The sequence below is a fragment of the Streptomyces sp. SM10 genome, from assembly GCF_002910915.1.
Classification (GTDB): domain Bacteria; phylum Actinomycetota; class Actinomycetes; order Streptomycetales; family Streptomycetaceae; genus Streptomyces.
In genome coordinates this window covers 21,729-43,327 of record NZ_NEUF01000079.1, presented here as the reverse complement: position 1 = coordinate 43,327, position 21,599 = coordinate 21,729, and the positions used below count along the sequence as shown (strand labels likewise).

Annotated in this window: 23 protein-coding genes; 6 read left to right on the top strand and 17 right to left on the bottom strand. The window is 69.7% G+C overall.

Features of this window, described 5'->3' with window-relative positions; translation table 11 throughout:
• Positions 1–60 precede the first annotated feature (60 nt).
• Positions 61–909: a 3-hydroxyacyl-CoA dehydrogenase family protein gene (locus B9S57_RS11035; protein ID WP_103515372.1), complete on the bottom strand. Its 849-nt coding sequence runs from the start codon at positions 907–909 to the stop codon at positions 61–63.
• A gap of 127 nt (positions 910–1,036) precedes the next feature.
• Positions 1,037–1,678, bottom strand: coding sequence for a TetR/AcrR family transcriptional regulator (locus tag B9S57_RS11030; protein WP_103515361.1), 642 nt, complete (start codon positions 1,676–1,678; stop codon positions 1,037–1,039).
• A gap of 81 nt (positions 1,679–1,759) precedes the next feature.
• On the opposite strand from B9S57_RS11030, the gene B9S57_RS11025 reads away from it, so the two are divergent.
• The 3 genes from B9S57_RS11025 to B9S57_RS11015 are packed head-to-tail and all read left to right on the top strand — an operon-like array spanning position 1,760 to position 3,885.
• A complete protein-coding gene (locus B9S57_RS11025) occupies positions 1,760–2,542 on the top strand; it encodes an ABC transporter ATP-binding protein (RefSeq protein ID WP_103515360.1) in 783 nt (260 codons plus the stop codon).
• Between the two features lie 7 nt (positions 2,543–2,549).
• Positions 2,550–3,299, top strand: a complete 750-nt coding sequence (locus tag B9S57_RS11020; protein WP_103515359.1) for an ABC transporter permease — start codon at positions 2,550–2,552, stop codon at positions 3,297–3,299.
• Positions 3,300–3,312: 13 nt separating this feature from the next.
• A complete protein-coding gene (locus tag B9S57_RS11015; RefSeq protein WP_103515358.1) occupies positions 3,313–3,885 on the top strand; it encodes a cob(I)yrinic acid a,c-diamide adenosyltransferase in 573 nt (190 codons plus the stop codon).
• Between the two features lies 1 nt (position 3,886).
• Here B9S57_RS11015 and B9S57_RS11010 read toward each other — a convergent pair whose 3' ends face one another.
• Positions 3,887–4,444 (bottom strand): hypothetical protein, encoded by a 558-nt coding sequence (locus B9S57_RS11010; protein ID WP_103515357.1) that lies wholly within the window; start codon positions 4,442–4,444, stop codon positions 3,887–3,889.
• Between the two features lie 151 nt (positions 4,445–4,595).
• On the opposite strand from B9S57_RS11010, the gene B9S57_RS11005 reads away from it, so the two are divergent.
• The 3 genes from B9S57_RS11005 (at position 4,596) to B9S57_RS10995 (ending at position 8,478) form a co-directional block, all read left to right on the top strand.
• On the top strand, positions 4,596–5,792 hold the full coding sequence (locus tag B9S57_RS11005) for a sensor histidine kinase (protein ID WP_103515356.1): 1,197 nt from the start codon (positions 4,596–4,598) through the stop codon (positions 5,790–5,792).
• Positions 5,789–6,439, top strand: coding sequence for a response regulator transcription factor (locus B9S57_RS11000; RefSeq protein WP_103515355.1), 651 nt, complete (start codon positions 5,789–5,791; stop codon positions 6,437–6,439). The genes B9S57_RS11005 and B9S57_RS11000 overlap by 4 nt, the downstream gene beginning before the upstream one ends.
• Positions 6,440–6,594: 155 nt before the next feature.
• Positions 6,595–8,478 (top strand): glycoside hydrolase family 18 chitinase, encoded by a 1,884-nt coding sequence (locus tag B9S57_RS10995; protein ID WP_103515354.1) that lies wholly within the window; start codon positions 6,595–6,597, stop codon positions 8,476–8,478.
• Between the two features lie 279 nt (positions 8,479–8,757).
• Here the strand turns inward: B9S57_RS10995 and B9S57_RS10990 are convergent, their stop codons facing one another.
• From B9S57_RS10990 to B9S57_RS10925, 14 genes are all read right to left on the bottom strand, one after another.
• Positions 8,758–9,204, bottom strand: coding sequence for a DUF2550 domain-containing protein (locus B9S57_RS10990; protein WP_103515353.1), 447 nt, complete (start codon positions 9,202–9,204; stop codon positions 8,758–8,760).
• Between the two features lie 127 nt (positions 9,205–9,331).
• Positions 9,332–9,706: a F0F1 ATP synthase subunit epsilon gene (locus B9S57_RS10985; protein WP_014154046.1), complete on the bottom strand. Its 375-nt coding sequence runs from the start codon at positions 9,704–9,706 to the stop codon at positions 9,332–9,334.
• A gap of 109 nt (positions 9,707–9,815) precedes the next feature.
• Positions 9,816–11,258, bottom strand: coding sequence for a F0F1 ATP synthase subunit beta (atpD, locus tag B9S57_RS10980; RefSeq protein WP_103515352.1), 1,443 nt, complete (start codon positions 11,256–11,258; stop codon positions 9,816–9,818).
• Complete coding sequence (locus B9S57_RS10975) at positions 11,258–12,175, bottom strand: F0F1 ATP synthase subunit gamma (RefSeq protein ID WP_103515351.1); 918 nt, start codon at positions 12,173–12,175, stop codon at positions 11,258–11,260. The genes atpD and B9S57_RS10975 overlap by 1 nt, the downstream gene beginning before the upstream one ends.
• A 3-nt stretch (positions 12,176–12,178) precedes the next feature.
• Complete coding sequence (gene atpA / locus B9S57_RS10970; protein WP_073745255.1) at positions 12,179–13,750, bottom strand: F0F1 ATP synthase subunit alpha; 1,572 nt, start codon at positions 13,748–13,750, stop codon at positions 12,179–12,181.
• Positions 13,751–13,897: 147 nt separating this feature from the next.
• Positions 13,898–14,713 (bottom strand): F0F1 ATP synthase subunit delta, encoded by an 816-nt coding sequence (locus B9S57_RS10965; protein ID WP_103515350.1) that lies wholly within the window; start codon positions 14,711–14,713, stop codon positions 13,898–13,900.
• On the bottom strand, positions 14,710–15,255 hold the full coding sequence (locus B9S57_RS10960) for a F0F1 ATP synthase subunit B (RefSeq protein WP_103515349.1): 546 nt from the start codon (positions 15,253–15,255) through the stop codon (positions 14,710–14,712). Before B9S57_RS10960 ends, B9S57_RS10965 begins: the two co-directional genes overlap by 4 nt.
• 42 nt (positions 15,256–15,297) lie before the next feature.
• The gene (gene atpE / locus B9S57_RS10955; protein ID WP_014048348.1) at positions 15,298–15,543 is read right to left on the bottom strand and encodes an ATP synthase F0 subunit C; all 246 of its coding nucleotides are present in this window, start codon (positions 15,541–15,543) and stop codon (positions 15,298–15,300) included.
• A gap of 78 nt (positions 15,544–15,621) precedes the next feature.
• Positions 15,622–16,437, bottom strand: a complete 816-nt coding sequence (atpB, locus tag B9S57_RS10950; protein WP_103515348.1) for a F0F1 ATP synthase subunit A — start codon at positions 16,435–16,437, stop codon at positions 15,622–15,624.
• Positions 16,438–16,659: 222 nt separating this feature from the next.
• A complete protein-coding gene (locus B9S57_RS10945) occupies positions 16,660–17,097 on the bottom strand; it encodes a hypothetical protein (protein ID WP_103515347.1) in 438 nt (145 codons plus the stop codon).
• Positions 17,098–17,359: 262 nt separating this feature from the next.
• Positions 17,360–18,739 (bottom strand): MraY family glycosyltransferase, encoded by a 1,380-nt coding sequence (locus tag B9S57_RS10940; RefSeq protein WP_181011314.1) that lies wholly within the window; start codon positions 18,737–18,739, stop codon positions 17,360–17,362.
• Positions 18,740–18,832: 93 nt separating this feature from the next.
• Positions 18,833–20,122 (bottom strand): serine hydroxymethyltransferase, encoded by a 1,290-nt coding sequence (gene glyA, locus B9S57_RS10935; protein ID WP_103515345.1) that lies wholly within the window; start codon positions 20,120–20,122, stop codon positions 18,833–18,835.
• A gap of 136 nt (positions 20,123–20,258) precedes the next feature.
• Entirely contained in the window at positions 20,259–20,900 is a 642-nt protein-coding gene (locus B9S57_RS10930; RefSeq protein ID WP_033298366.1) for a low molecular weight phosphatase family protein, read from the bottom strand.
• Positions 20,897–21,544, bottom strand: a complete 648-nt coding sequence (locus B9S57_RS10925) for an L-threonylcarbamoyladenylate synthase (protein WP_103515344.1) — start codon at positions 21,542–21,544, stop codon at positions 20,897–20,899. Before B9S57_RS10925 ends, B9S57_RS10930 begins: the two co-directional genes overlap by 4 nt.
• Positions 21,545–21,599: the final 55 nt, after the last annotated feature.

Sequence of the window (21,599 nt, the reverse complement as noted above, 5' to 3'; positions counted from 1 at the left end):
ATCCCGGTTCCCCCGGTCCGCGCGGCGGCAGGCCGAGGGGCCCGGGGGCCCGGTGGTCGATCAGTAGCTGTAGAAGCCCTGCCCGCTCTTGCGGCCGATGTCACCTGCGTCGACCATCCGGCGCATCAGCTCCGGGGCGGCGAACTTCTCGTCCTGGGACTCGGCGTAGATGTTGCCCGTGGCGTGCAGGAGGATGTCCACCCCGGTCATGTCGGCCGTGGCGAGCGGGCCCATGGCGTGGCCGAAGCCCAGCTTGCACGCGGTGTCGATGTCCTCGGCCGAGGCGACGCCCGACTCGTAGAGCCTGGCCGCCTCGACGACCAGCGCCGAGATCAGTCGGGTGGTGACGAAGCCCGCGACGTCGCGGTTGACGACGATGCAGGTCTTGCCCACGGACTCGGCGAACTCCCGCGCGGTGGCGAGGGTTTCGTCGCTGGTCTTGTAGCCGCGCACCAGCTCGCAGAGCTGCATCATCGGGACCGGTGAGAAGAAGTGCACGCCGACGACGCGCTCCGGGCGCTCGCTCACGGCCGCGATCTTGGTGATCGGGATGGCGGAGGTGTTGGAGGCGAGGACGGCGTCCTCCCGCACGATCTTGTCGAGCGCGCGGAAGATCTCGTGCTTGACCTCGAGCTTCTCGAAGACGGCCTCGACGACCACGTCCGCGTCGGCCACGGCGTCGAGGTCGGTGGTCGTGGTGATCCGGGCGAGCGCGGCCTCGGCGTCCGCCGCCTCCAGCTTGCCCTTGGCCACGAACTTGCCGTAGCTGGCCTCGATGCCGCCGCGCCCACGGGCCAGGGCCCCGTCGGTGACATCACGCAGCACCACGTCCCAGCCCGCCTGGGCCGATACCTGCGCGATACCGGACCCCATGAGTCCGGCGCCGATGACGGCGAGCTTCCTGGCCACGATTCGCACCCCTATGCATTCTCGGTCGTTCGCATCTCTCCGGCGGAGATTAGTACCCGTGAGGGGCCCTGAGGCCGTGAAGAGATGCGCGTCACGTCTCACATGACGGACATCACACCGGCCGGCGTCACGCGGCGGCGCGTCGTGCGTAGTTGAGCACCTTCTCGCCGAGGAGGTCCTCCACGCCGTCGAGCAGGGCGAGCGCGTCGCGGGAGACCTCGTCCGGTGTGCGGCCCGCCACCATCTCGGCGCCGATGTACGCCATCAGGGTGCTGTGCACCCAGGAGAGCTGACCGGCCACCAGATCCGGGACCGGGTCGCCGGGGTCCGCTCCGGACTCCGCCCGCATGGTGGCCTCCAGGTGGAGCTGGGCCTCCTGCTGGATGTGCCAGAGGCGGGCCTTGAGGGTGTCGGCGCCCTCGATGACCCTCATGAAGGCCGCGTATCCCTCCATGAGGCCGACCGTGGGCGAGACGCCCTCCACCTGGATGCGCAGCTCACGCAGGACGGCGCCGGCGGCGGACTCCCCCACGTCGCGGCCCCGGACGTAGCGCGAGAGCCGGTCGACGATGCCGCTGCCGCGGTCCAGGAAGAGGTCCTCCTTGGCCGGGAAGTAGTTGTAGACCGTGTTCACCGAGACGTCCGCGGCCTGGGCGATCTCGGCGATCGTGACCGCGTCGAAGCCCCGCTCCACGAAGAGCCCGGTGGCCACGTCCGACAGGTGCTGCCTCGTCCGACGCTTCTTCCGCTCCCTGAGCCCCTCGGTCATGGCGCCATCCTACGCAGCTGATGGGGTCTCTGTAATTTTGGGGTCATTGCAATTTTTAAATGACTCTGTTTTTGTGGAGCCATGCCCATCATCAGCGCGTCCGGCCTCGCCCGGACCTTCACCACCAAGGCCGGGCCGGTCCACGCCGTGCGCTCGGTCGACCTGACCGTCATGCCCGGCGAGATCGTCGGCCTCCTCGGACCCAACGGCGCGGGCAAGACCACCACGCTGCGGATGCTCACCACCTTGCTGGCCCCCACCGGCGGCGCGGCCACCGTCGCCGGCCGCGACCTGACGGCGGACCCCGCGGGGGTCCGCGAGAGGTGCGGTTACGTCGCCCAGTCCGGCGGGGTGGATCCGCACGTCACCGTGCGGGAGGAGCTCGTCACCCAGGGGCGGCTGTACCGGCTCGGCAAGGCCGAGGCGGTCGCGCGCGCGGCCGGCCTGGCCGGGCGCCTCGGCCTCGGAGGCCTGCTCGACCGCAGGACGGCCGCGCTCTCCGGCGGGCAGCGCCGCCGCCTCGACATCGCGATGGGCCTCACCCACCGCCCACCCCTGCTCCTCCTCGACGAGCCGACCACCGGACTCGACCCGGGCAGCCGGGAGGACCTGTGGGACCTGGTCCGGGGGCTGCGGGACGACTTCGGCACGACGGTCGTGCTCACCACCCACCACCTCGACGAGGCGGACGCCCTCGCGGACCGGCTGGTCGTCATCGACGGCGGCCTGGTCGTCGCCGAGGGCACACCGGCCGCGCTGAAGGCCGCACACGCCGGCTCGCCGGACGCCTCACTGCACGACACCTTCCTCGCGATCACCGGGCGCACCCCGGCCGCCGCCGAGGCCGCCCCCGTCACCGTCTAGGACCCCGATGCTTCTCCACGACACCTCACTGATCTTCGGCCGGTACGTCCGCCAGACCCTGCGCTCGCGGTTCCAGATCCTCTTCGGAATCCTGATGCCGCTGCTGTACCTGCTCTTCTTCGGCCCGCTCCTGACGGGACTCCCGCTCGGCTCGCGGGGCGACTCCTGGCAGGTGCTGGTCCCCGGACTGCTGCTCCAACTGGGCCTGTTCGGAGCCTCCTTCGCGGGCTTCTCGGTCATCATCGAGAAGTCGACGGGAGTGGTGGACCGCATGCGCGTGACCCCCGTCAGCCGGCTGGCGCTGCTGCTGGGACGGGTCCTGCGGGACGCCCTGCTGTTCATGTTCCAGGCCGTGCTGCTGGTACTCGCGGCCCTGGCGATGGGGTTGCGGGCTCCGCTCCCCGGGGTGCTCATCGGCTTCGCCTTCGTGGGCCTGCTCACGGTCTCCCTGGCCTCGCTGTCGTACGCACTGGCCATGAAGGTGCGTACGCCGCAGGAGTTCGGGCCGGTGATCAACTCGCTCACCATGCCGGCCATGCTGCTGTCCGGCCTGATGCTGCCGATGACGCTCGGCCCCGCGTGGCTGGACGTGCTGTCGCACTTCACGCCGTTCCGCTACCTGGTGGACGCGGTGCGGGACGCGTACGTCGGCTCGTACGCCACGGCGCACATGCTGTACGGGGTCCTGGTGGCCCTCGCGTTCGCTCTTCTGGCTGTGACGGCCGGCACGCGGGTCTTCCGCAGGGCCGGAGCGTAACTACGCTGGCCCCATGGTCAATCTGACGCGCATCTACACCCGTACCGGCGACAAGGGCACCACCGCCCTCGGCGACATGAGCCGGACCGCCAAGACCGATCTGCGGATCTCGGCCTACGCCGACGCCAACGAGGCCAACGCCGTCATCGGTACGGCCGTCGCGCTGGGGAATCTCTCCGAGGACGTCGTGAAGGTCCTCGTCCGTGTGCAGAACGACCTGTTCGACGTGGGCGCGGACCTCTGCACCCCGGTGGTGGAGAACCCGGAGTACCCGCCGCTGCGGGTGGAGCAGTCCTACATCGACAAGCTGGAGTCGGACTGCGACACCTTCCTGGAGGAGCTGGAGAAGCTCCGCAGCTTCATCCTTCCGGGCGGCACCCCGGGGGCGGCCCTGCTGCACCAGGCCTGCACGGTCGTCCGCCGGGCGGAGCGGTCCACCTGGGCGGCGCTGGAGGTGCACGGTGAGGTCATGAACGCCCTGACGGCGACCTACCTCAACCGCCTCTCCGACCTCCTGTTCATCCTCGCCAGGACGGCGAACAAGGAGGTCGGGGACGTGCTGTGGGTGCCGGGCGGCGAGCGCTGAATCAGCCGCCGGCGCCGACCCGGTCCTTCGGCCCCCGCTTGGGGAAGAGCGTGTAGGACCCGGCGATGACCAGGTTGATCCCGATCACCCAGAGCATCGTCCGCTGCCACATCCGCAGCGAGCCGGTGTCCCCGTCCCCGCCGACGTACAGGACCGCCGTCTCCAGCAGGGCCAGGGCGGTCACGGCCGCCAGGACCCACCGGGCGGCGGTGCGCCACTCGTGGGCGGCCCGCGCCATCCCGTACTTCGGGGGCTTCACCGGTGGCGGGCCGCCCGCGAAGCGGTGGGCGACCCTGGCGTCGACCCAGGTGATGGTCGAGTGGCCGAGTCCCACGGTGAATCCGATGTAGACGGCGGCCAGACCGTGCTTCCAGTCCGGGGCGGCGCCGTTCTTCAGGTCGATGGCGGTCACCACCAGGAGGACGACCTCCAGCAGCGGCTCGCACAGCAGCACGGCCGCGCCGATCCGGGGCTTCCTCGCGACGTACCGCAGGGCGAGTCCGGCGGCCAGCAGGACCCAGAAGCCGACCTCGCAGAGCACGATCAGCGTGACGATCACGGCACCTCTCCTTCCTGTCCCTCCCAGGCTCCCTTCCGTACGGCGCCCGGTCGTCGTCGGGAATGAGGAAAGGCGGCTGCATCCTTCGGTGTAGTCGCCTCTCCCTCCGCGTACCGACGCGGGGCGCCGCGCCGCCGTGTTGGATGGGAGGGTGTTCTCAATCGCGCGCCCGCACCGCGACGACGTGATCCTCGCGTCCGTCGGACTCTCCGGCGGGCTGTTCCTCTGGCTGGTCGGCATCCACGTCCAGAACGGGCGGCTCTTCGAAGCCCCCTGGGTCTCGCTCCTGCCGCTCGCGGTGATCTCGGCCCTGGAGCTGCTGCGGCGCAGCGCCCCGCAGACCGCGCTGGCCGTCGGCACACTCGCGCTGGTCGCCGACCAGTTCACCGTGGGCAGTCTGGCGACCCTGCTGATGTTCACCGACCTCGTCTACGCCGCCGTGCTGTACGGGACCCCGGCCGCGGCCCGCCGGATCCCCGTGACGACCCTGCTCGTCACGGTGGCGGTGACGGCCGGCTTCATCGCCTGGATCCCGTCCGCGGACGCGCTGCTCATCGGCATCGTCACCGGCCTGCTCAGCTTCGGGCCGGCGCTGACAGGCGTCAGTGTGCGCAACCACCGGGACGCCGCCGAATCGGCCCGGCTGCGTGCCGACCAGACCGCGCTGCTGGCCGAGATGGACCGGGTCCAGGCGGTGACCGCCGAGCGTTCCCGGATGGCCCGCGAGCTGCACGACCTGGTCGCCAACCACCTCTCCGCCATCGCCATCCACTCCACGGCCGCGCTCTCCATCGACGAGCCCGGAACCTCGCGCGACGCGCTGGGTGTGATCAGGAGGAACAGTGTCGACGGGCTCGCCGAGATGCGCCGGCTGATCGGACTCCTGCGGGAGAGCGGCGCGGCCGGGCCCCCCAGTGCGGCACCCACGCTCGCCTCCTTGGACGCGCTCGTCGGACAGGCCGGCGCGAACTCCGCCTCCAGCGGACTGACCGTCACCCTGGACGACGACTGCGAGGCCGCGGGTCCGCTGCCGGCGCCGGTGGAGCTGGCGGCGTACCGCATCGTGCAGGAGTCGCTGACGAACGCGCTGAAACACGCGGCACCGGGTCCGGTGACCGTTCGGCTGAGGCGCTCGCGCGAGGCGCTCCTGGTCGAGGTGAGCAGCGTGCTGGGTGACCGCCCGGGTCCGCGCGCACCCGGCTCGGGGGCCGGTCTGGTGGGCATGCGGGAACGGGTGGCGCTGCTGGGCGGGACGTTCGAGGCGGGGCCGGAGCCCCGGGGCGACGACGGGAAGACCTGGCGGGTACGGGCCGGACTGCCCGTCGCGGAAGGGGCGTACGGGGCATGACGATCCGGGTGCTGGTGGCGGAGGACCAGTCGGCCGTGCGCGCGGGACTGGTGCTGATCCTGCGCAGTGCGCGGGACATCGAGGTCGTGGGCGAGGCCGCCGACGGGGAGGAGGCCGTGCGCCTGGCCCGTGAGCTGCGGCCCGACCTGGTGCTGATGGATGTGCAGATGCCCCGGCTCGACGGGGTGTCGGCGACGCGGCAGGTCGTGGGCGAGCGGCTGGCGGACGTGCTGGTGCTGACGACCTTCGATCTGGACGAGTACGTCTTCGGGGCGCTGCGCGCGGGTGCCTCGGGGTTCCTGCTGAAGAACACCGACGCCGGGGACCTGCTCGAAGCGGTACGCACGGTGGCGCGCGGCGAGGGCATGATCGCCCCCGCGGTGACGCGGCGGCTGATCGAGGAGTTCGCCGGCACCTCCCCCGCCCCCAGGACGGGCGGACGCGCTCCCGAGGCGCTCGACGCGCTGACCCGACGGGAGCGCGAGGTGCTGGGCTGTCTCGGCCAGGGGATGTCGAACGCGGAGATCGCGGTGCACCTCTCGATGGCCGAGGCGACGGTGAAGACGCACGTCAGCAGGCTCCTCGGGAAGCTGGAGCTGCGCAGCAGGGTGCAAGCGGCAGTACTCGCGCAGGAGTTGGGTATCTGACTCCCGGCAGGGATCTTTGGTCTGGACCTCTTGACGATTGGTCCAGACCTTCCTAATCTCACCGAACACGCTGCGGTGAGTACGCCATGACAAAGCGGGCTCAGGGCGACGCAGGGTTTGATCCCCGTTTGCCGGACCTCACCCGAGGAGCACCGTTGAGCACTGACAACCCCCTACGCCGGACCCGACTCGGATGGAGACGCGGAACCGGACCAGCCACGAGATCCAGGACGGTCGCGGGTCTCACCGCACTCCTGCTCCCCCTCGCCGCGATGGTCGGCCTGGCCTCTCCCGCCGAGGCCGCCGCCTCCGCGACCGCCACCTACGTGAAGAAGTCCGACTGGGGCACCGGCTTCGAGGGCCAGTGGACGGTCAAGAACACCGGCACCACCGCCCTCTCGTCCTGGACCATCGAGTGGGACTTCCCCTCCGGCACCGCGGTCGGCTCCGCCTGGGACGCCTCGGTCACCAGCTCCGGAACCCACTGGACCGCCAAGAACCTCAGCTGGAACGGCTCGGTCTCCCCCGGCGCCAGCATCAGTTTCGGCTTCAACGGCACCGGGGGCGGCTCGCCCTCCGGATGCAAGCTGAACGGCGCGTCCTGCGACGGCGGCCCCACCGTCCCCGGTGACACCGCCCCGTCCAAGCCCGGCACCCCGACCGCGAGCAACGTGACGGACACCTCGGCGAAGATCAGCTGGACCGCCGCCACGGACGACAAGGGCATCAAGAACTACGACGTCCTGCGCGACGGCGCCAAGGTCGCGACGGTCACCACGACGACGTACACCGACAGCGGCCTCACCAAGGGCACCGACTACTCCTACACGGTGCAGGCCCGCGACACCGCCGACCAGACCGGTCCGGTCAGCGCCTCGGTGGCCGTGCGCACCACCGGCACCACCGACCCGGGCCCCGGCACGGGTGACAAGGTCAACCTGGGCTACTTCACCAACTGGGGCGTCTACGGGCGCAACTACCACGTGAAGAACCTGGTGACCTCGGGCTCCGCCGCGAAGATCACGCACATCAACTACGCCTTCGGCAACGTCCAGGGCGGCAAGTGCACCATCGGCGACTCCTACGCCGACTACGACAAGGCCTACACCGCCGACCAGTCGGTCGACGGCGTCGCCGACACCTGGGACCAGCCGCTGCGCGGCAACTTCAACCAGCTGCGCAAGCTGAAGGCCAAGTACCCGCACATCAAGGTCCTCTGGTCCTTCGGTGGCTGGACCTGGTCCGGCGGCTTCGGTGCTGCGGCGCAGAACCCGGCCGCCTTCGCCGACTCCTGCTACAAGCTGGTGGAGGACCCCCGCTGGGCCGATGTCTTCGACGGCATCGACATCGACTGGGAGTACCCCAACGCCTGCGGTCTCACCTGTGACACCAGCGGCCCGGCCGCGCTGAAGAACCTCTCCTCGGCGCTGCGCACCAAGTTCGGCTCGAACAACCTGGTCACCGCCGCGATCACCGCGGACGGCTCGGACGGCGGCAAGATCGACGCCGCGGACTACGCCGGCGCGGCCCAGTCCATGGACTGGTACAACGTGATGACGTACGACTTCTTCGGCGCCTGGGAGGCCAAGGGCCCGACGGCACCGCACTCCCCGCTGAACTCGTACAACGGCATCCCGCAGGACGGCTTCAACTCCGCCGCCGCCATCGCCAAGCTGAAGGCGAAGGGCGTCCCGGCGAAGAAGCTGCTGCTCGGCATCGGCTTCTACGGCCGCGGCTGGACCGGCGTCACCCAGGCAGCGCCCGGCGGCACGGCGACCGGGGCCGCCCCGGGCACGTACGAGGCGGGCATCGAGGACTACAAGGTCCTCAAGAACACCTGCCCCGCCACCGGCACCATCGCCGGCACCGCCTACGCGCACTGCGGCACCAACTGGTGGAGCTACGACACCCCGGCGACGATCACGTCCAAGATGGCCTGGGCGAACAGCCAGGGCCTGGGCGGAGCGTTCTTCTGGGAGTTCAGCGGTGACACCGCGAACGGTGAGCTCGTGAGCGCGATGGACAGCGGCCTCAACTAACCCCGCACGAAGCCGCCACCCCCCGAAAAGCGCCGGGGAGACAGGACCGCCCCCTGTCTCCCCGGTTTTCGTGTGTCCGGCCCCGCCCGGTCCCGCCTTGTCGCTCTCCGCCCGGCCCGGTCCCGCCCCGGCCGGCCCTCGGGTACCGCGCCGGACCGGCCGGGGACTCCCCGCCGGCTCCGGTGGGGACCCGCTCCGACCGGACCTGCCGGGGAAACGGCACGGGCCCTCCCCCGGAGAATGTCCGGAGGAGGGCCCGTGCCGACGGGAGGCCCGCTTCTAAGCCACGTTCACCCGCTGGCCGGGCGGGGCCGCCTCCAGCCAGGCGAGGAAGCCCGTCAGGGCGTCCTCGCTCATCGCCAGCTCCAGGCGGGCCCCCCTGTGGAGACAGCCGAGCACGACGGAGTCGGACAGGAGCGCCAGCTCCTCCTCGCCCTCGGGCAGCCGGCGGGCGACCACCTCGATGGCGGAACGCTCCAGGCCCCGTCGGGGGCGCGGCGAGTAGGAGAAGACCCGGAACCAGTCGACGCGGTCACCGCTGTAGCGGGCGACCCCGTACACCCACCCCTTGCCGGACGGGTCCGGCTCCGCCGGGATGTCCCAGCGCAGGCTGCAGTCGAAGGTGCCGCCCGAGCGCTGGATCAGCCGCCTGCGGAGGCCGAAGACGAACAGACCCACCGCCACCAGTACGACGACCAGGCCGCCCACCCACAACGCGAGGACCATCTCCACCGACCTCCTCGCATCGTCGAGCAACGGATACCGCACTGCACCTGCATCGCCTCAGCCGCGACACGGTCTGGATCTCTCCAGCTCGGGCCGCGGCTGAGTCAAAAACTCCTCGTGGGGACGCTCAGTGCGCCGCCACCGCGCGCAGTCGCACGTCCGCGCGGCGCTCGGCGCCCGCGTCCGTGTCCGACTTCGCACGCTCCAGCGCACGCTCGGCGCGCTGGACGTCGATCTCGTCAGCCAGCTCGGCGATCTCCGCCAGCAGTGACAGCTTGTTGTCCGCGAACGAGATGAAACCGCCGTGCACAGCGGCGACAACCGTCCCGCCGTCGCTCGTACGGATCGTCACGGGGCCCGATTCCAGCACACCCAGAAGCGGCTGGTGACCGGGCATGACGCCGATGTCGCCGGACGTGGTACGCGCGACAACGAGGGTGGCCTCGCCGGACCAGACACTGCGGTCCGCGGCGACCAGCTCGACATGCAGCTCAGCAGCCAAGGGTGGCTCCTCGGGTCACCACCCGGCGGTCGTGCCGGGTGTTGGGTCAATTCTACGGGGCGTGGTGAGGGGGGCGGGACACACCCACCCCCCTCGGTGAGCCGGAGGCTCAGGAGACGCCGAGCTCCTTGGCGTTGGCCTTGAGGTCCTCGATGCCACCGCACATGAAGAACGCCTGCTCGGGGAAGTGGTCGTACTCCCCGTCACAGATCGCGTTGAACGCGGCGATCGACTCGTCGAGCGGAACGTCCGAACCGTCCAGGCCGGTGAACTGCTTGGCGGCGTGGGTGTTCTGCGACAGGAAGCGCTCGACGCGACGGGCACGGTGGACAACGAGCTTGTCCTCCTCGCCCAGCTCGTCGATACCGAGGATCGCGATGATGTCCTGGAGGTCCTTGTACTTCTGCAGGATCCCCTTGACACGGCTGGCCGTGTCGTAGTGGTCCTGCGCGATGTAGCGCGGGTCCAGGATGCGGGACGTGGAGTCCAGCGGGTCCACGGCCGGGTAGATGCCCTTCTCGGAGATCGGACGGGAGAGAACCGTCGTCGCGTCGAGGTGGGCGAACGTGGTGGCCGGGGCCGGGTCGGTCAGGTCGTCCGCGGGGACGTAGATCGCCTGCATCGAGGTGATCGAGTGACCACGCGTCGAGGTGATGCGCTCCTGGAGCACACCCATCTCGTCGGCCAGGGTCGGCTGGTAACCCACTGCGGACGGCATGCGGCCGAGCAGCGTGGAGACCTCGGAACCGGCCTGCGTGAAGCGGAAGATGTTGTCGATGAAGAGCAGCACGTCCTGCTTCTGCACATCGCGGAAGTACTCCGCCATGGTCAGGGCGGACAGCGCGACCCGAAGACGGGTGCCCGGCGGCTCGTCCATCTGGCCGAAGACCAGCGCGGTCTTCTCCAGGACGCCCGAGTCGGTCATCTCGTCGATGAGGTCGTTGCCCTCACGGGTGCGCTCGCCGACACCGGCGAACACCGACACACCGTCGTGCAGCTTCGCCACACGCATGATCATTTCCTGGATGAGGACCGTCTTGCCGACGCCCGCACCACCGAACAGACCGATCTTGCCGCCCTTGACGTACGGGGTCAGCAGGTCGACGACCTTCAGGCCGGTCTCGAACATCTCGGTCTTGGACTCGAGCTGGTCGAAGGCCGGGGCCTTGCGGTGGATCGGCCAGCGCTCGGTGATCTGCGCCTCGGCCTCCGGCTCGTTCAGGATCTGGCCGAGGGTGTTGAACACCTTGCCCTTGGTGATGTCACCGACGGGGACGGTGATGCCCTCGCCCGTGTTGATCACCGGAGCCTGGCGGACCACGCCGTCGGTGGGCTGCATCGAGATCGCGCGGACCATGCCGTCACCCAGGTGCTGGGCGACTTCCAGGGTCAGCGTCTTACGAGCGCCGGCCTCGGCCGGGTCGTCGACCTCGATGTGCAGGGCGTTGTAGATCTCCGGCATCGCGTCGACGGGGAACTCCACGTCGACGACCGGGCCGATGACCCGGGCGACGCGGCCCGTGGCAGCGGCCGTCTCAACTGTCGTCGTCATTACTTGTCACTCCCCGCGGACGCGTCGGCCAGCGCACCTGCACCGCCGACGATCTCGCTGATTTCCTGGGTGATTTCGGCCTGGCGGGCCGCGTTGGCAAGCCGGGAGAGGCTCTTGATCAGATCCCCGGCGTTGTCGGTCGCCGACTTCATCGCACGGCGGCGGGCGGCGTGCTCGGAAGCGGCGGCCTGCAGCAGTGCGTTGTAGATACGGCTCTCGACGTAGCGCGGCAGAAGGGCGTCGAGGACGTCCTCCGCCGACGGCTCGAACTCGAACAGCGGGAGGATCTCACCCTTCTCGGTGCTCTCCTCCTCTGCCTTGTCGAGCGACAGCGGCAGCATCCGGCCGTCGACCGCGTTCTGCGTCATCATCGACACGAATTCCGTGAAGACGATGTGCAGCTCGTCGACGCCGCCCTCGGCCGTGTCCTTCTGGATGGACGCGATGAGGGGCTCGGCGATCTTCTTGGCATCCGAGTACTCGGGGCTGTCGGTGAAGCCGGTCCACGACTCCGAGACCTTGCGCTCACGGAAGCCGTAGTACGCGACACCCTTGCGGCCGACGATGTAGGTGTCGACCTCCTTGCCCTCGGCCGCCAGCCGCTCCCTCAGCCGCTCCGCCGCCTTGATGGCGTTGGAGGAGTAGCCGCCGGCCAGACCGCGGTCGCTCGTGAGGAGCAGGACCGCCGCCCGGGCCGGGGACTCGGCCTCGGTGGTGAGCGGGTGCTTGGTGTTCGAGCCGGTCGCGACCGCGGTCACCGCACGGGTGAGCTCGGTCGCGTACGGCATCGACGCCGTCACCTTGCGCTGCGCCTTGACGATGCGCGAGGCGGCGATCATCTCCATCGCCTTGGTGATCTTCTTGGTCGCGGTGACGGCTTGGATGCGGCGCTTGTAAACGCGAAGCTGAGCGCCCATCGATCAGCCCTCGCCCAGGAGCTTGCCGTCCGAGGTCTCGAACTGCTGCTTGAAGGCGGCGATCGCGTCGGCGATCGACTGCAGCGTGTCGTCGGACATCTTGCCGCCCTCGGCGATGCTGGTCAGGAGGTCCTTGCGCTCGCGGCGCAGGAACTCGAGCAGCTCGCTCTCGAAGCGGCGGATGTCCTCGACCGGGACGTCGTCCATCTTGCCCGTGGTGCCGGCCCAGACGGAGACGACCTGCTCCTCCATCGGGAACGGGGCGTACTGCGGCTGCTTCAGCAGCTCGACCATGCGCTTGCCGCGCTCCAGCGACGCCTTGGAGGCCGCGTCCAGGTCGGAACCGAAGGCGGCGAACGCCTCCAGCTCACGGAACTGGGCGAGGTCCACGCGCAGTCGGCCGGAGACCTGCTTCATGGCCTTGTGCTGGGCGGAGCCACCGACTCGGGAGACCGAGATACCGACGTTGAGCGCCGGACGCTGACCCGCGTTGAACAGGTCGGACTCCAGGAAGCACTGGCCGTCGGTGATGGAGATGACGTTGGTCGGGATGAACGCCGACACGTCGTTCGCCTTGGTCTCGACGATCGGGAGGCCCGTCATCGAGCCGGCGCCCATGTCGTCGGAGAGCTTGGCGCAGCGCTCCAGCAGACGCGAGTGCAGGTAGAAGACGTCGCCCGGGTAGGCCTCACGGCCCGGCGGGCGGCGCAGCAGAAGCGACACGGCGCGGTAGGCGTCGGCCTGCTTCGAGAGGTCGTCGAAGATGATGAGGACGTGCTTGCCGTCGTACATCCAGTGCTGGCCGATGGCCGAACCGGTGTACGGCGCCAGGTACTTGAAGCCGGCCGGGTCGGACGCCGGGGCGGCGACGATGGTCGTGTACTCCAGCGCGCCGGCCTCTTCGAGCGCTCCGCGCACGGAGGCGATCGTGGAGCCCTTCTGACCGATGGCGACGTAGATGCAGCGCACCTGCTTGTTCACGTCGCCCGAGCGCCAGTTGTCGCGCTGGTTGATGATCGTGTCGACGGCCAGAGCGGTCTTACCCGTCTGACGGTCGCCGATGATCAGCTGACGCTGGCCGCGGCCGATCGGCACCATGGCGTCGACGGCCTTGTAGCCGGTCTGCATCGGCTCGTGCACCGACTTGCGGACCATGACGCCAGGGGCCTGCAGCTCGAGGGCGCGACGGCCTTCGGTCGCGATCTCGCCGAGACCGTCGATCGGGTTGCCGAGCGGGTCGACGACGCGGCCGAGGTAACCCTCGCCGACGCCGACGGAGAGCACCTCACCGGTGCGCTGCACCGGCTGGCCCTCCTCGATTCCGCTGAACTCGCCGAGGACGATCGCACCGATCTCGCGCTCCTCGAGGTTGAGGGCGAGACCGAGGGTTCCGTCCTCGAACTTCAGCAGCTCGTTCGCCATGGCGGAGGGCAGACCCTCCACCTTCGCGATGCCGTCGCCGGCAACGCTGACCGTCCCGACCTCCTCGCGCGAGGCCGCGTCCGGCTGGTACGACTGGACAAAGTTATCCAGTGCGTCCCGGATCTCCTCCGGCCGGATCGTAAGCTCCGCCATCTGGGGTTCCCTGCTCTCCTTGTTGGGCCCGAAGTTTCTTAAGGGGGTCTGGGGGCGACCCCCAGGAATCTTCTGCAATTTCTGCACGGCCCAACCGGGCCGCAATTCTTGCTCGTTCAGTTGGTGCGGTGTGGGCGCTGCGCGCCGTCAGCCGGCCATCCTGCGGGTGACCTCTTCGAGGCGCTCCGCGATCGTGCCGTTGATGACCTCGTCACCGACGCGCACCGAGATCCCACCGAGGACCTCGGGGTCCACGTCCAGGTTCAGGTGCATCTGCCGGCCGTAGATCTTCGCCAGGGCGGCGCCGAGGCGCTCCTTCTGGCGATCCGACAGCGGCACCGCCGAGGTGACGACGGCGACCATGCGGTCCCGGCGCTCCGCGGCGAGCCTGGACAGGGAGTCGAGTCCCGCTTCCAGGCTACGTCCTCGGGGCTGCGTCACGAGGCGTGTGATCACGCGCTCGGTGACGGGCTGGGCCTTGCCGCCGAGCAGGCTGCGGAGCAGCTCGCTCTTGGCGGATGCCGTGGCCGACTTGCTGGTCAGGGCCGAGCGCAGTGCCACGTCGGAGGAGACGATCCTGCCGAACCGGAACAGCTCGTCCTCGACGTCGTCGAGCACGCCCGCGCGCTGGGCCGCGGTGAGGTCGGCGGTGCTCGCCAGCTCCTCCGCCGCGTCGACCAGGTCACGCGACTGCGACCAGCGGGAACGGACCATGCCGGAGACCAGGTCCACGGCTTCGCCGCCCACCTGTCCGCTCAGCAGTCGTCCGGCCAGCTCGGCCTTGGCCTCGCCACCCTGCGACGGGTCGGTGAGGACCCGGCGCAGCGACACCTCGCGGTGGAGCAGCGCGGTGACGGCTGCCAGCTCCTCGGCGAGCTTCGCCGCGTCGACCGACGTGGAGTCGGTCAGTGCGTCGAGGCGCTCGCGTGCGGCGGCCAGCGCCTCGCGGCTCGCTCCGTTCATCGGACGGCCTCGGCCTTCGCCTCGAGCTCGTCGAGGAAACGGTCGACGGTGCCGCTCTGCCGAGCGTGGTCCTCGAGGGACTCGCCGACGAGCTTGCCGGCCAGGGCGGTGGCGAGGGAGCCCACGTCCTGACGCAGCGCGGACGCCGCGGCCTTGCGGTCGGCCTCGATCTGGGTGTGGCCGGCCGCGATGATCTCCTCGCGCTGCCGCTGACCTTCCGCCCTCATCTCCTGGATGATGACGGCACCCTGCTCCTGCGCCTCCTGGCGCAGACGAGCGGCCTCGTGGCGGGCCTCGGCGAGCTGAGCCTTGTACTGCTCAAGAACGCTCTGGGCCTCGGTCTGGGCCGCATCGGCCTTCTCGATACCGCCTTCGATGGCCTCGCGGCGCTCTTCCAGAACCTTGTTGATGTTCGGGAGGAGCTTCTTGGCGAGGAAACCGAAGACGATGGCGAAGGCGATGAGGCCGATGATGATCTCAGGAACCGCAGGGATCAGCGGGTTCTGGATCTCTCCTTCGGACGCCAGCTGTAGGGCGTTCACATCAATGCCTTTCGTCGCTTCGGGCAGTCAGAATGCCGCGAATTAGTCGACCGGGTAGACGAAGGGCATGACGAGACCGATCAGGGCGAGCGCCTCACAGAGCACGAAGCCGAGGATCTGGTTCGAGCGGATCAGGCCGGCTGCTTCGGGCTGGCGGGCCAGCGCCTGGGTGCCGTTACCGAAGATGATGCCGACGCCGACGCCGGGGCCGATCGCGGCGAGGCCGTAACCGATGGAACCGAGGTTGCCCGTGATGTTGACGGCGGCGAGGGTCTCAAGAGCGGACATGCCGTTTCTTCCTTCTCTTTCAGAACCGGTGGGGGTTGGCCACCGGACGACTATCGGGGGGTGGTGCCGGGCTGCTGCTCAGTGGTTCTCTGCGAGAGCGCCCTGGATGTAGTTGCAGGCCAGAAGGACGAACACGTAGGCCTGCAGCGCCTGGATGAACAGCTCGAAGGCGGTCATCAGGATGGTCATCACGAACGAGACACCGGCGTAGGCGATGCCGATGCCGTTCAGCAGGTACCAGCTGGCGATCGTGAAGATCAGCAGCAGCACGTGGCCGGCGAACATGTTGGCGAAGAGTCGCACGGCGTGGGTGAACGGCCGGATCAGCAGGTTCGACATGATCTCGATGAGCATGACGAAGGGAAGAGCCGGGCCGATCGTCGGGTCGTAGCCGGAGATGTTCTTCCAGCCACCGACGAATCCGTGCCGCTTGAAGGTCAGGCTGACCCACAGGATGTAGACGATCGCGGCCATCGCCACCGGGAATCCGATGACCGAGACCACCGGGAACTGGGCGAAGGGAATGATCGCCCAGAGGTTCATGATCCAGATGAAGAAGAACAGCGAGACCATGAGGGGCACGTACTTCTTGCCCTCGCGCTTGCCGAGCGTCTCGTACACCACACCGGTGCGGATGAAGTCGTAACCCGCCTCGGCGACCATCTGGAGCTTTCCGGGCACCACCTTCGGCTTGTTGAAGGCGGCCCAGAAGAAGCCGACGACGACAACGGTGCTCAGGACCGCCAGCAGCATCGGCTTGTTGATCTCGATGCCGCCGACGGTGAACATCGGCTCGAAAACAAAGGAGTGCAGGCCAGGAGCCGGGAAGCCGCATCCGTCGAAGATGTGGCAGTCGGTCTCGAAGGCGAGCACCGTCGTCGGGTCAGCACTCACCGCGGGCTCCTTCAGCGTGGCGCATAGGTACGGCAACCTCGTTGTGTCGGCGCGGCAAGCAGCCGCTGGTCGGCACTGGACTGGTTTTACGGATGGGGGGCGGCTCAGGCATGAGGCCTCGCGATGAAGCAGGCGCCGAATTTGATGCCCGCGCCCGCAGTGCCGCAGTTGGCACCGGACGATAGCAGGGTCTCGAACGCTCGCTTATCCCGGCCCTACCCCTCACGTCGAAGACCCCATGTTCTCGGGCGTCTTGCCCGCGGACGAGTCCGGCTCGACGTAAAGGATCTTGGTCTTCATGTGCACGCGGATCTGCGCCGCGACCCACGCCAGCGTCGCTGCGATCAGCGAAGCGGCGAAGGCCCGCGGGTTGAACAGCGTCGTGTTCTGGAAGGCGGCCACGAAGACGAAGAGCAGCAGCAGTTCGACCGTGTAGAGCACCAGCCCCATGGCCTGGAACAGGTGCGGCAGGGACTTCGCCGTGCGCTGCAGGACGCCGAGCCCGATCCCCATGAAGAGGATCACCACCAGCGTCCCGACCGCCGCGCCGATCGCCCCCTTGCCGCCGGCGAGCGCAGCGCTGACAGCGACGGCGACAACACCGACGGCAGCAGTGGGCACGGCGGTGTGGAGGAGAGTCCGGGCGTCGTTGGACGGCATGGCGGTTACTCCGCGTGGCAGGGGGTGGGCAGTGGTCGTCAGGGACGAGAGTAGGCCCGGTCCGAGTCGATGCCTCGGGCCAATGGACCGTGCTACTCAGGTCCTTCGGCTCCTCACCGGGCTTCGTGAACGGTATCACAAACTATTTGATGAGGTCTTTACTCAGAAAGTGTGCCAGCTGTCACACATGAGAGTTAGTTCGCGCGTGTGTGCAGAACATCACGCGGCATTGTCTGGTATGGGGAGTTCTGTGCCGTGGCTGCTAACGCGGCGAGTCGGCACGGTCCCGATTCGTGAACCGCGAACGGGGGCCGATCGCGGTCGCGCCGTTGACGCCGGAGACGCCCACGGCCACCGGGGCCCGTTCCTCCACCGGGGACGCCATGTGCGAGTCGTCCGCGCCCTGTTGACCCTCCGAGGTGACGTCCGCCGTGTCCGCGGACTCCTCCTGGCCATCGCGCGAGCGCCTGCGGTAGCGCGGCGGCACGAAGGCCTCCGCCCAGTGCGGGGCCCGCGGCGTGAAGCGCGGCATGAGCAGCAGGACCAGGCCCACGGCGCTGAGGCCCACGATCACCAGCACGATCCAGAGCGACGCGGAGTGCACGGAGTAGCCGACGGCCCCGAAGGCGATCAGCGCGGACCAGAAGTACATGATCAGCACGGACCTGCTGTGCGAGTGCCCGATCTCCAGCAGCCGGTGGTGCAGGTGCCCCCGGTCGGCCGCGAACGGTGACTGGCCGTTCCAGGTGCGCCTCACGATGGCCAGCACGAGGTCGGCGGCCGGGATCGCGATGATCGTCAGCGGCAGCAGCAGCGGGATGAAGACCGGCAGCATCGCGTGGGTCGCCTGCCGCTCGCTGCCCTCGAAGAGCTTCATCGCGTCCGGGTCGACCTGGCCCGTGACGGAGATGGCGCCCGCGGCGAGGACGAGACCGATCAGCATCGACCCGGAGTCGCCCATGAAGATGCGCGCGGGGTGCATGTTGTGCGGGAGGAAGCCCAGGCACATGCCCATCAGGATCGCCGCGAAGAGCGTCGCGGGGGCGGCCGCCTCGATGCCGTACCCGTACCAGAGGCGGTAGGTGTAGAGGAAGAACGCGGCGGAGGCGATGCAGACCATGCCGGCCGCGAGGCCGTCCAGCCCGTCGACGAAGTTGACCGCGTTGATGGTGATCACGACCAGCGCGACGGTGAGCAGCGTGCCCTGCCACTGGGTGAGCGCGACCGTGCCGACGCCGGGGATGGGCAGCCACAGGATCGTCAGGCCCTGGATGACCATCACGGCGGCGGCGATCATCTGCCCGCCGAGCTTGATCAGGGCGTCGATCTCGAACTTGTCGTCCAGGACGCCGATCAGCCAGATCAGGGCCGCGCCGGAGAGCAGTGCTCTGGGTTCGTTGGAGAGCTCGAAGACGCCGTTCAGGTTGAACAGGTGGTCCGCGACGATCAGCCCCGCGCAGAGTCCGCCGAACATGGCGATGCCACCGAGCCGGGGTGTCGGTTCCCGGTGGACGTCACGCGCACGGATCGCGGGCATCGCCCCGACCGCGATGGCGAACTTCCGCACCGGTCCGGTCAGCAGATAGGTCACTGCGGCCGTGACACAGAGCGTCAGCAGGTAATCACGCACGGGCTGCCCCACAGAATTCGCCGGCCATCTCAGCCCCACACCCTAGTCTCATGAGCAAGGACACCGAGCCACGGGTGTTGGTTGCACAGGGCTCGTCCGCACCGACTACCCCGGATACGGCGGGTTGCGCTCCACCAGTCCCCGCACCTCGGCCCGCAGGCCACCCGTGTCGGACCCGGACCGCACGGCCGCACCGAACAGCGAGGCGATCCGTGCCATGTCGTCCTCGTCCATGCCCTGGGTGGTGACGGCCGCGGTGCCGAGCCTGAGCCCGCGCGCGTCCCCGTACGGCAGCGCACAGGTGTCCAGCACCATCCCGGCGGCCGTCAGCCGCTCACGGGCGGTCGCCGCGTCGACTCCCAGCGGGCCGGGGTCCGCGACGACGATGTGGGTGTCCGTGCCGCCCGTGGTGATCTCGAAGCCCTCCGACTCCAGGGCCGCGGCGAGGACGCGGGCGTGGGCGACGACCCGGTGGGCGTAGACCGCGAAGGACGGCGACGCCGCCTCCCCGAAGGCGACGGCCTTCGCCGCGACGGTGTGCATCTGGGCGCCGCCCTGCGTGAAGGGGAACACCGCGCGGTCGATCCGCTCGGCGAGCTCGACGCCGCACAGGATCATGCCGCCGCGCGGTCCGCGCAGCACCTTGTGCGTCGTGGCGCACACCACGTCGGCGTACGGCACGGGGCTCGGCGCCGCTCCCCCGGCGACCAGCCCCATCGGGTGGGCGGCGTCCGCGATCAGATAGGCCCCGACCTCGTCGGCGATGTCCCTGAAGTGCTCGTAGTCGGGGTGCCGGGGGTACGAGATCGACCCGCAGACGATCGCCTTGGGGCGACGGGCCCGGGCCAGGGCGCGCACCTGCGCGTAGTCGATCAGGCCGGTGTCGGGGTCGACGCCGTAGCCGGCGAACTCGAACCAGCGCCCGGAGAAGTTGCCCGGAGCGCCGTGGGTGAGATGTCCCCCGTACGGGAGTCCCATGGCCAGCACCGTGTCACCGGGGCGCAGCAGGGCGGCGTAGGCGGCCAGGACGGCGGAGGAGCCGGAGTGCGGCTGGACGTTGGCGTGCTCGGCGCCGAAGAGGGACATGGCCCGCCGGACCGCGAGGCGTTCCGCGGCGTCGGCCTGCTCGCACCCGCCGTGGTGCCGGGCGCCGGGGTAGCCCTCGGCGTACTTGTTGGCGAGCGGGGAGCCGAGGGCGGCGAGGACCGCGGGTGAGGTGAAGTTCTCGGCGGCGATCAGCTGGAGGGTGCTCGCCTGCCGGCCCGCCTCGGCCAGCAGGATGGATCCGACCTCCGGGTCCTGGCGGAGCAGCGCGTCGAAGTCCTGCGGCACGGTGGCCCCGGAGAGGGCCGTCGGCGGCGCGGGTGCGGGTGCGGCTGGAGTGGTGACCGGCATCGGGGGCTCCGGGCCTGGAGGAGGGGTGCGTGGCGTCAGATCCAATGTAGGCCCGCCCCGGGCCGCCTGCCCGCTGCCGCAGGCCCCTCTACGCCGGTCGGCGCACCTCGCCCCGGGCGGGTGGGCCGTCAGCGGCTCAGTGCGGGGCGCGCACCCCGGTCAGCGCGGTCATGACCGGGTCGAGGGCCTGGCTGATCTCGTCACCGATGGAGCGGAAGAAGGTGATCGGGGCGCCGTACGGGTCGTAGACCTCGTCCGCCTCCGCGGTGGGGGCCAGCAGCCAGCCGCGCAGGGCCGCCGCGGCGCGCACCAGTGCGCGGGCGCGCTCGACGACGCCCTCCTCCCGGGCGTCCGGCAGCGTCGCGGGGTCTATGGCCCGCACCAGCCGGGTGAACTCCTTGAGGGTGAAGGTCCGCAGACCCGCGGAGTGGCCCATGGAGATCACCTGGGCCCGGTGGTCGCGGGTGGCGGTGAGGACCAGGTCCGCGCGGATCACGTGCTCGTCGAGGAGCTCGCGGCCGACGAAGCCGGTGGCGTCGGCGCCGAAGTCGGCGAGGACGACCTCGGCGTTGGCCTCCATGGGCGCACCCTCGTGTCCCCAGGTGCCCGCGCTCTCGACGATGAGGCCGCCGCTGAGCGGATCCCCGAGGCGGTCCACGAGGGCATGCCGCGTCAGCCGCTCGGTGATGGGCGAGCGGCAGACGTTGCCGGTGCTGACGTGGAGGATGCGGAAAGTGTCGTGCCGCCCCGCTATGCCACGCCCCTCAGGGGCGGTCAATTGGCCACCTCGAGGTCGGGTACCACCTTGCGGAGTTCCTCGACCGAGAGCGCGCCGGCCCGCAGCAGTACGGGGATCCTGCCGGTGACGTCGACGATCGACGACGGGACGATGCCGGGCGTCGGGCCGCCGTCGAGGTAGACGGAGACGCTGTCGCCGAGCATCTCCTGCGCGGCGTCGCAGTCCTCGGGCGAGGGGTGTCCCGTGAGGTTGGCGCTGGAGACGGCCATCGGGCCGACCTCCGTGAGGAGCTCGATGGCGACCGGGTGCAGGGGCATCCGTACGGCGACGGTGCCGCGGGTGTCGCCGAGGTCCCACTGGAGCGACGGCTGGTGCCTGGCGACGAGTGTGAGGGCTCCGGGCCAGAACGCGTCGACGAGCTCCCAGGCCTGCTCGGAGAAGTCGGTGACCAGGCCGTGCAGGGTGTTCGGCGAGCCGATCAGGACAGGGGTCGGCATGTTGCGGCCGCGGCCCTTGGCGTCGAGCAGGTCGGCGACGCCCTCCGAGCTGAAGGCGTCCGCGCCGATCCCGTACACGGTGTCGGTGGGCAGCACGACCAGTTCGCCGCGGCGGACGGCGGACGCGGCTTCACGCAGGCCGGTCGTACGGTCGGTCGCGTCGTTGCAGTCGTATCGCCGTGCCATCAGCCGGCCTCCTCGGACAGGTACGGGTGGGGCGGGTAGGGATCGTGCGGTGCCG

Coding starts and splice junctions, on each gene's coding strand:
- B9S57_RS10945 (WP_103515347.1), bottom strand. CDS start 17,097: ATGCCGTCCAACGACGCCCGGACTCTCCTCCACACCGCCGTGCCCACT.
- B9S57_RS11020 (WP_103515359.1), top strand. CDS start 2,550: ATGCTTCTCCACGACACCTCACTGATCTTCGGCCGGTACGTCCGCCAG.
- atpE (WP_014048348.1), bottom strand. CDS start 15,543: ATGTCCGCTCTTGAGACCCTCGCCGCCGTCAACATCACGGGCAACCTC.
- B9S57_RS10965 (WP_103515350.1), bottom strand. CDS start 14,713: ATGAACGGAGCGAGCCGCGAGGCGCTGGCCGCCGCACGCGAGCGCCTC.
- atpA (WP_073745255.1), bottom strand. CDS start 13,750: ATGGCGGAGCTTACGATCCGGCCGGAGGAGATCCGGGACGCACTGGAT.
- B9S57_RS11025 (WP_103515360.1), top strand. CDS start 1,760: ATGCCCATCATCAGCGCGTCCGGCCTCGCCCGGACCTTCACCACCAAG.
- B9S57_RS10925 (WP_103515344.1), bottom strand. CDS start 21,544: ATGGCACGGCGATACGACTGCAACGACGCGACCGACCGTACGACCGGC.
- atpD (WP_103515352.1), bottom strand. CDS start 11,258: ATGACGACGACAGTTGAGACGGCCGCTGCCACGGGCCGCGTCGCCCGG.
- glyA (WP_103515345.1), bottom strand. CDS start 20,122: ATGCCGGTCACCACTCCAGCCGCACCCGCACCCGCGCCGCCGACGGCC.
- B9S57_RS11015 (WP_103515358.1), top strand. CDS start 3,313: ATGGTCAATCTGACGCGCATCTACACCCGTACCGGCGACAAGGGCACC.
- B9S57_RS10975 (WP_103515351.1), bottom strand. CDS start 12,175: ATGGGCGCTCAGCTTCGCGTTTACAAGCGCCGCATCCAAGCCGTCACC.
- B9S57_RS10990 (WP_103515353.1), bottom strand. CDS start 9,204: ATGGTCCTCGCGTTGTGGGTGGGCGGCCTGGTCGTCGTACTGGTGGCG.
- B9S57_RS11000 (WP_103515355.1), top strand. CDS start 5,789: ATGACGATCCGGGTGCTGGTGGCGGAGGACCAGTCGGCCGTGCGCGCG.
- B9S57_RS11030 (WP_103515361.1), bottom strand. CDS start 1,678: ATGACCGAGGGGCTCAGGGAGCGGAAGAAGCGTCGGACGAGGCAGCAC.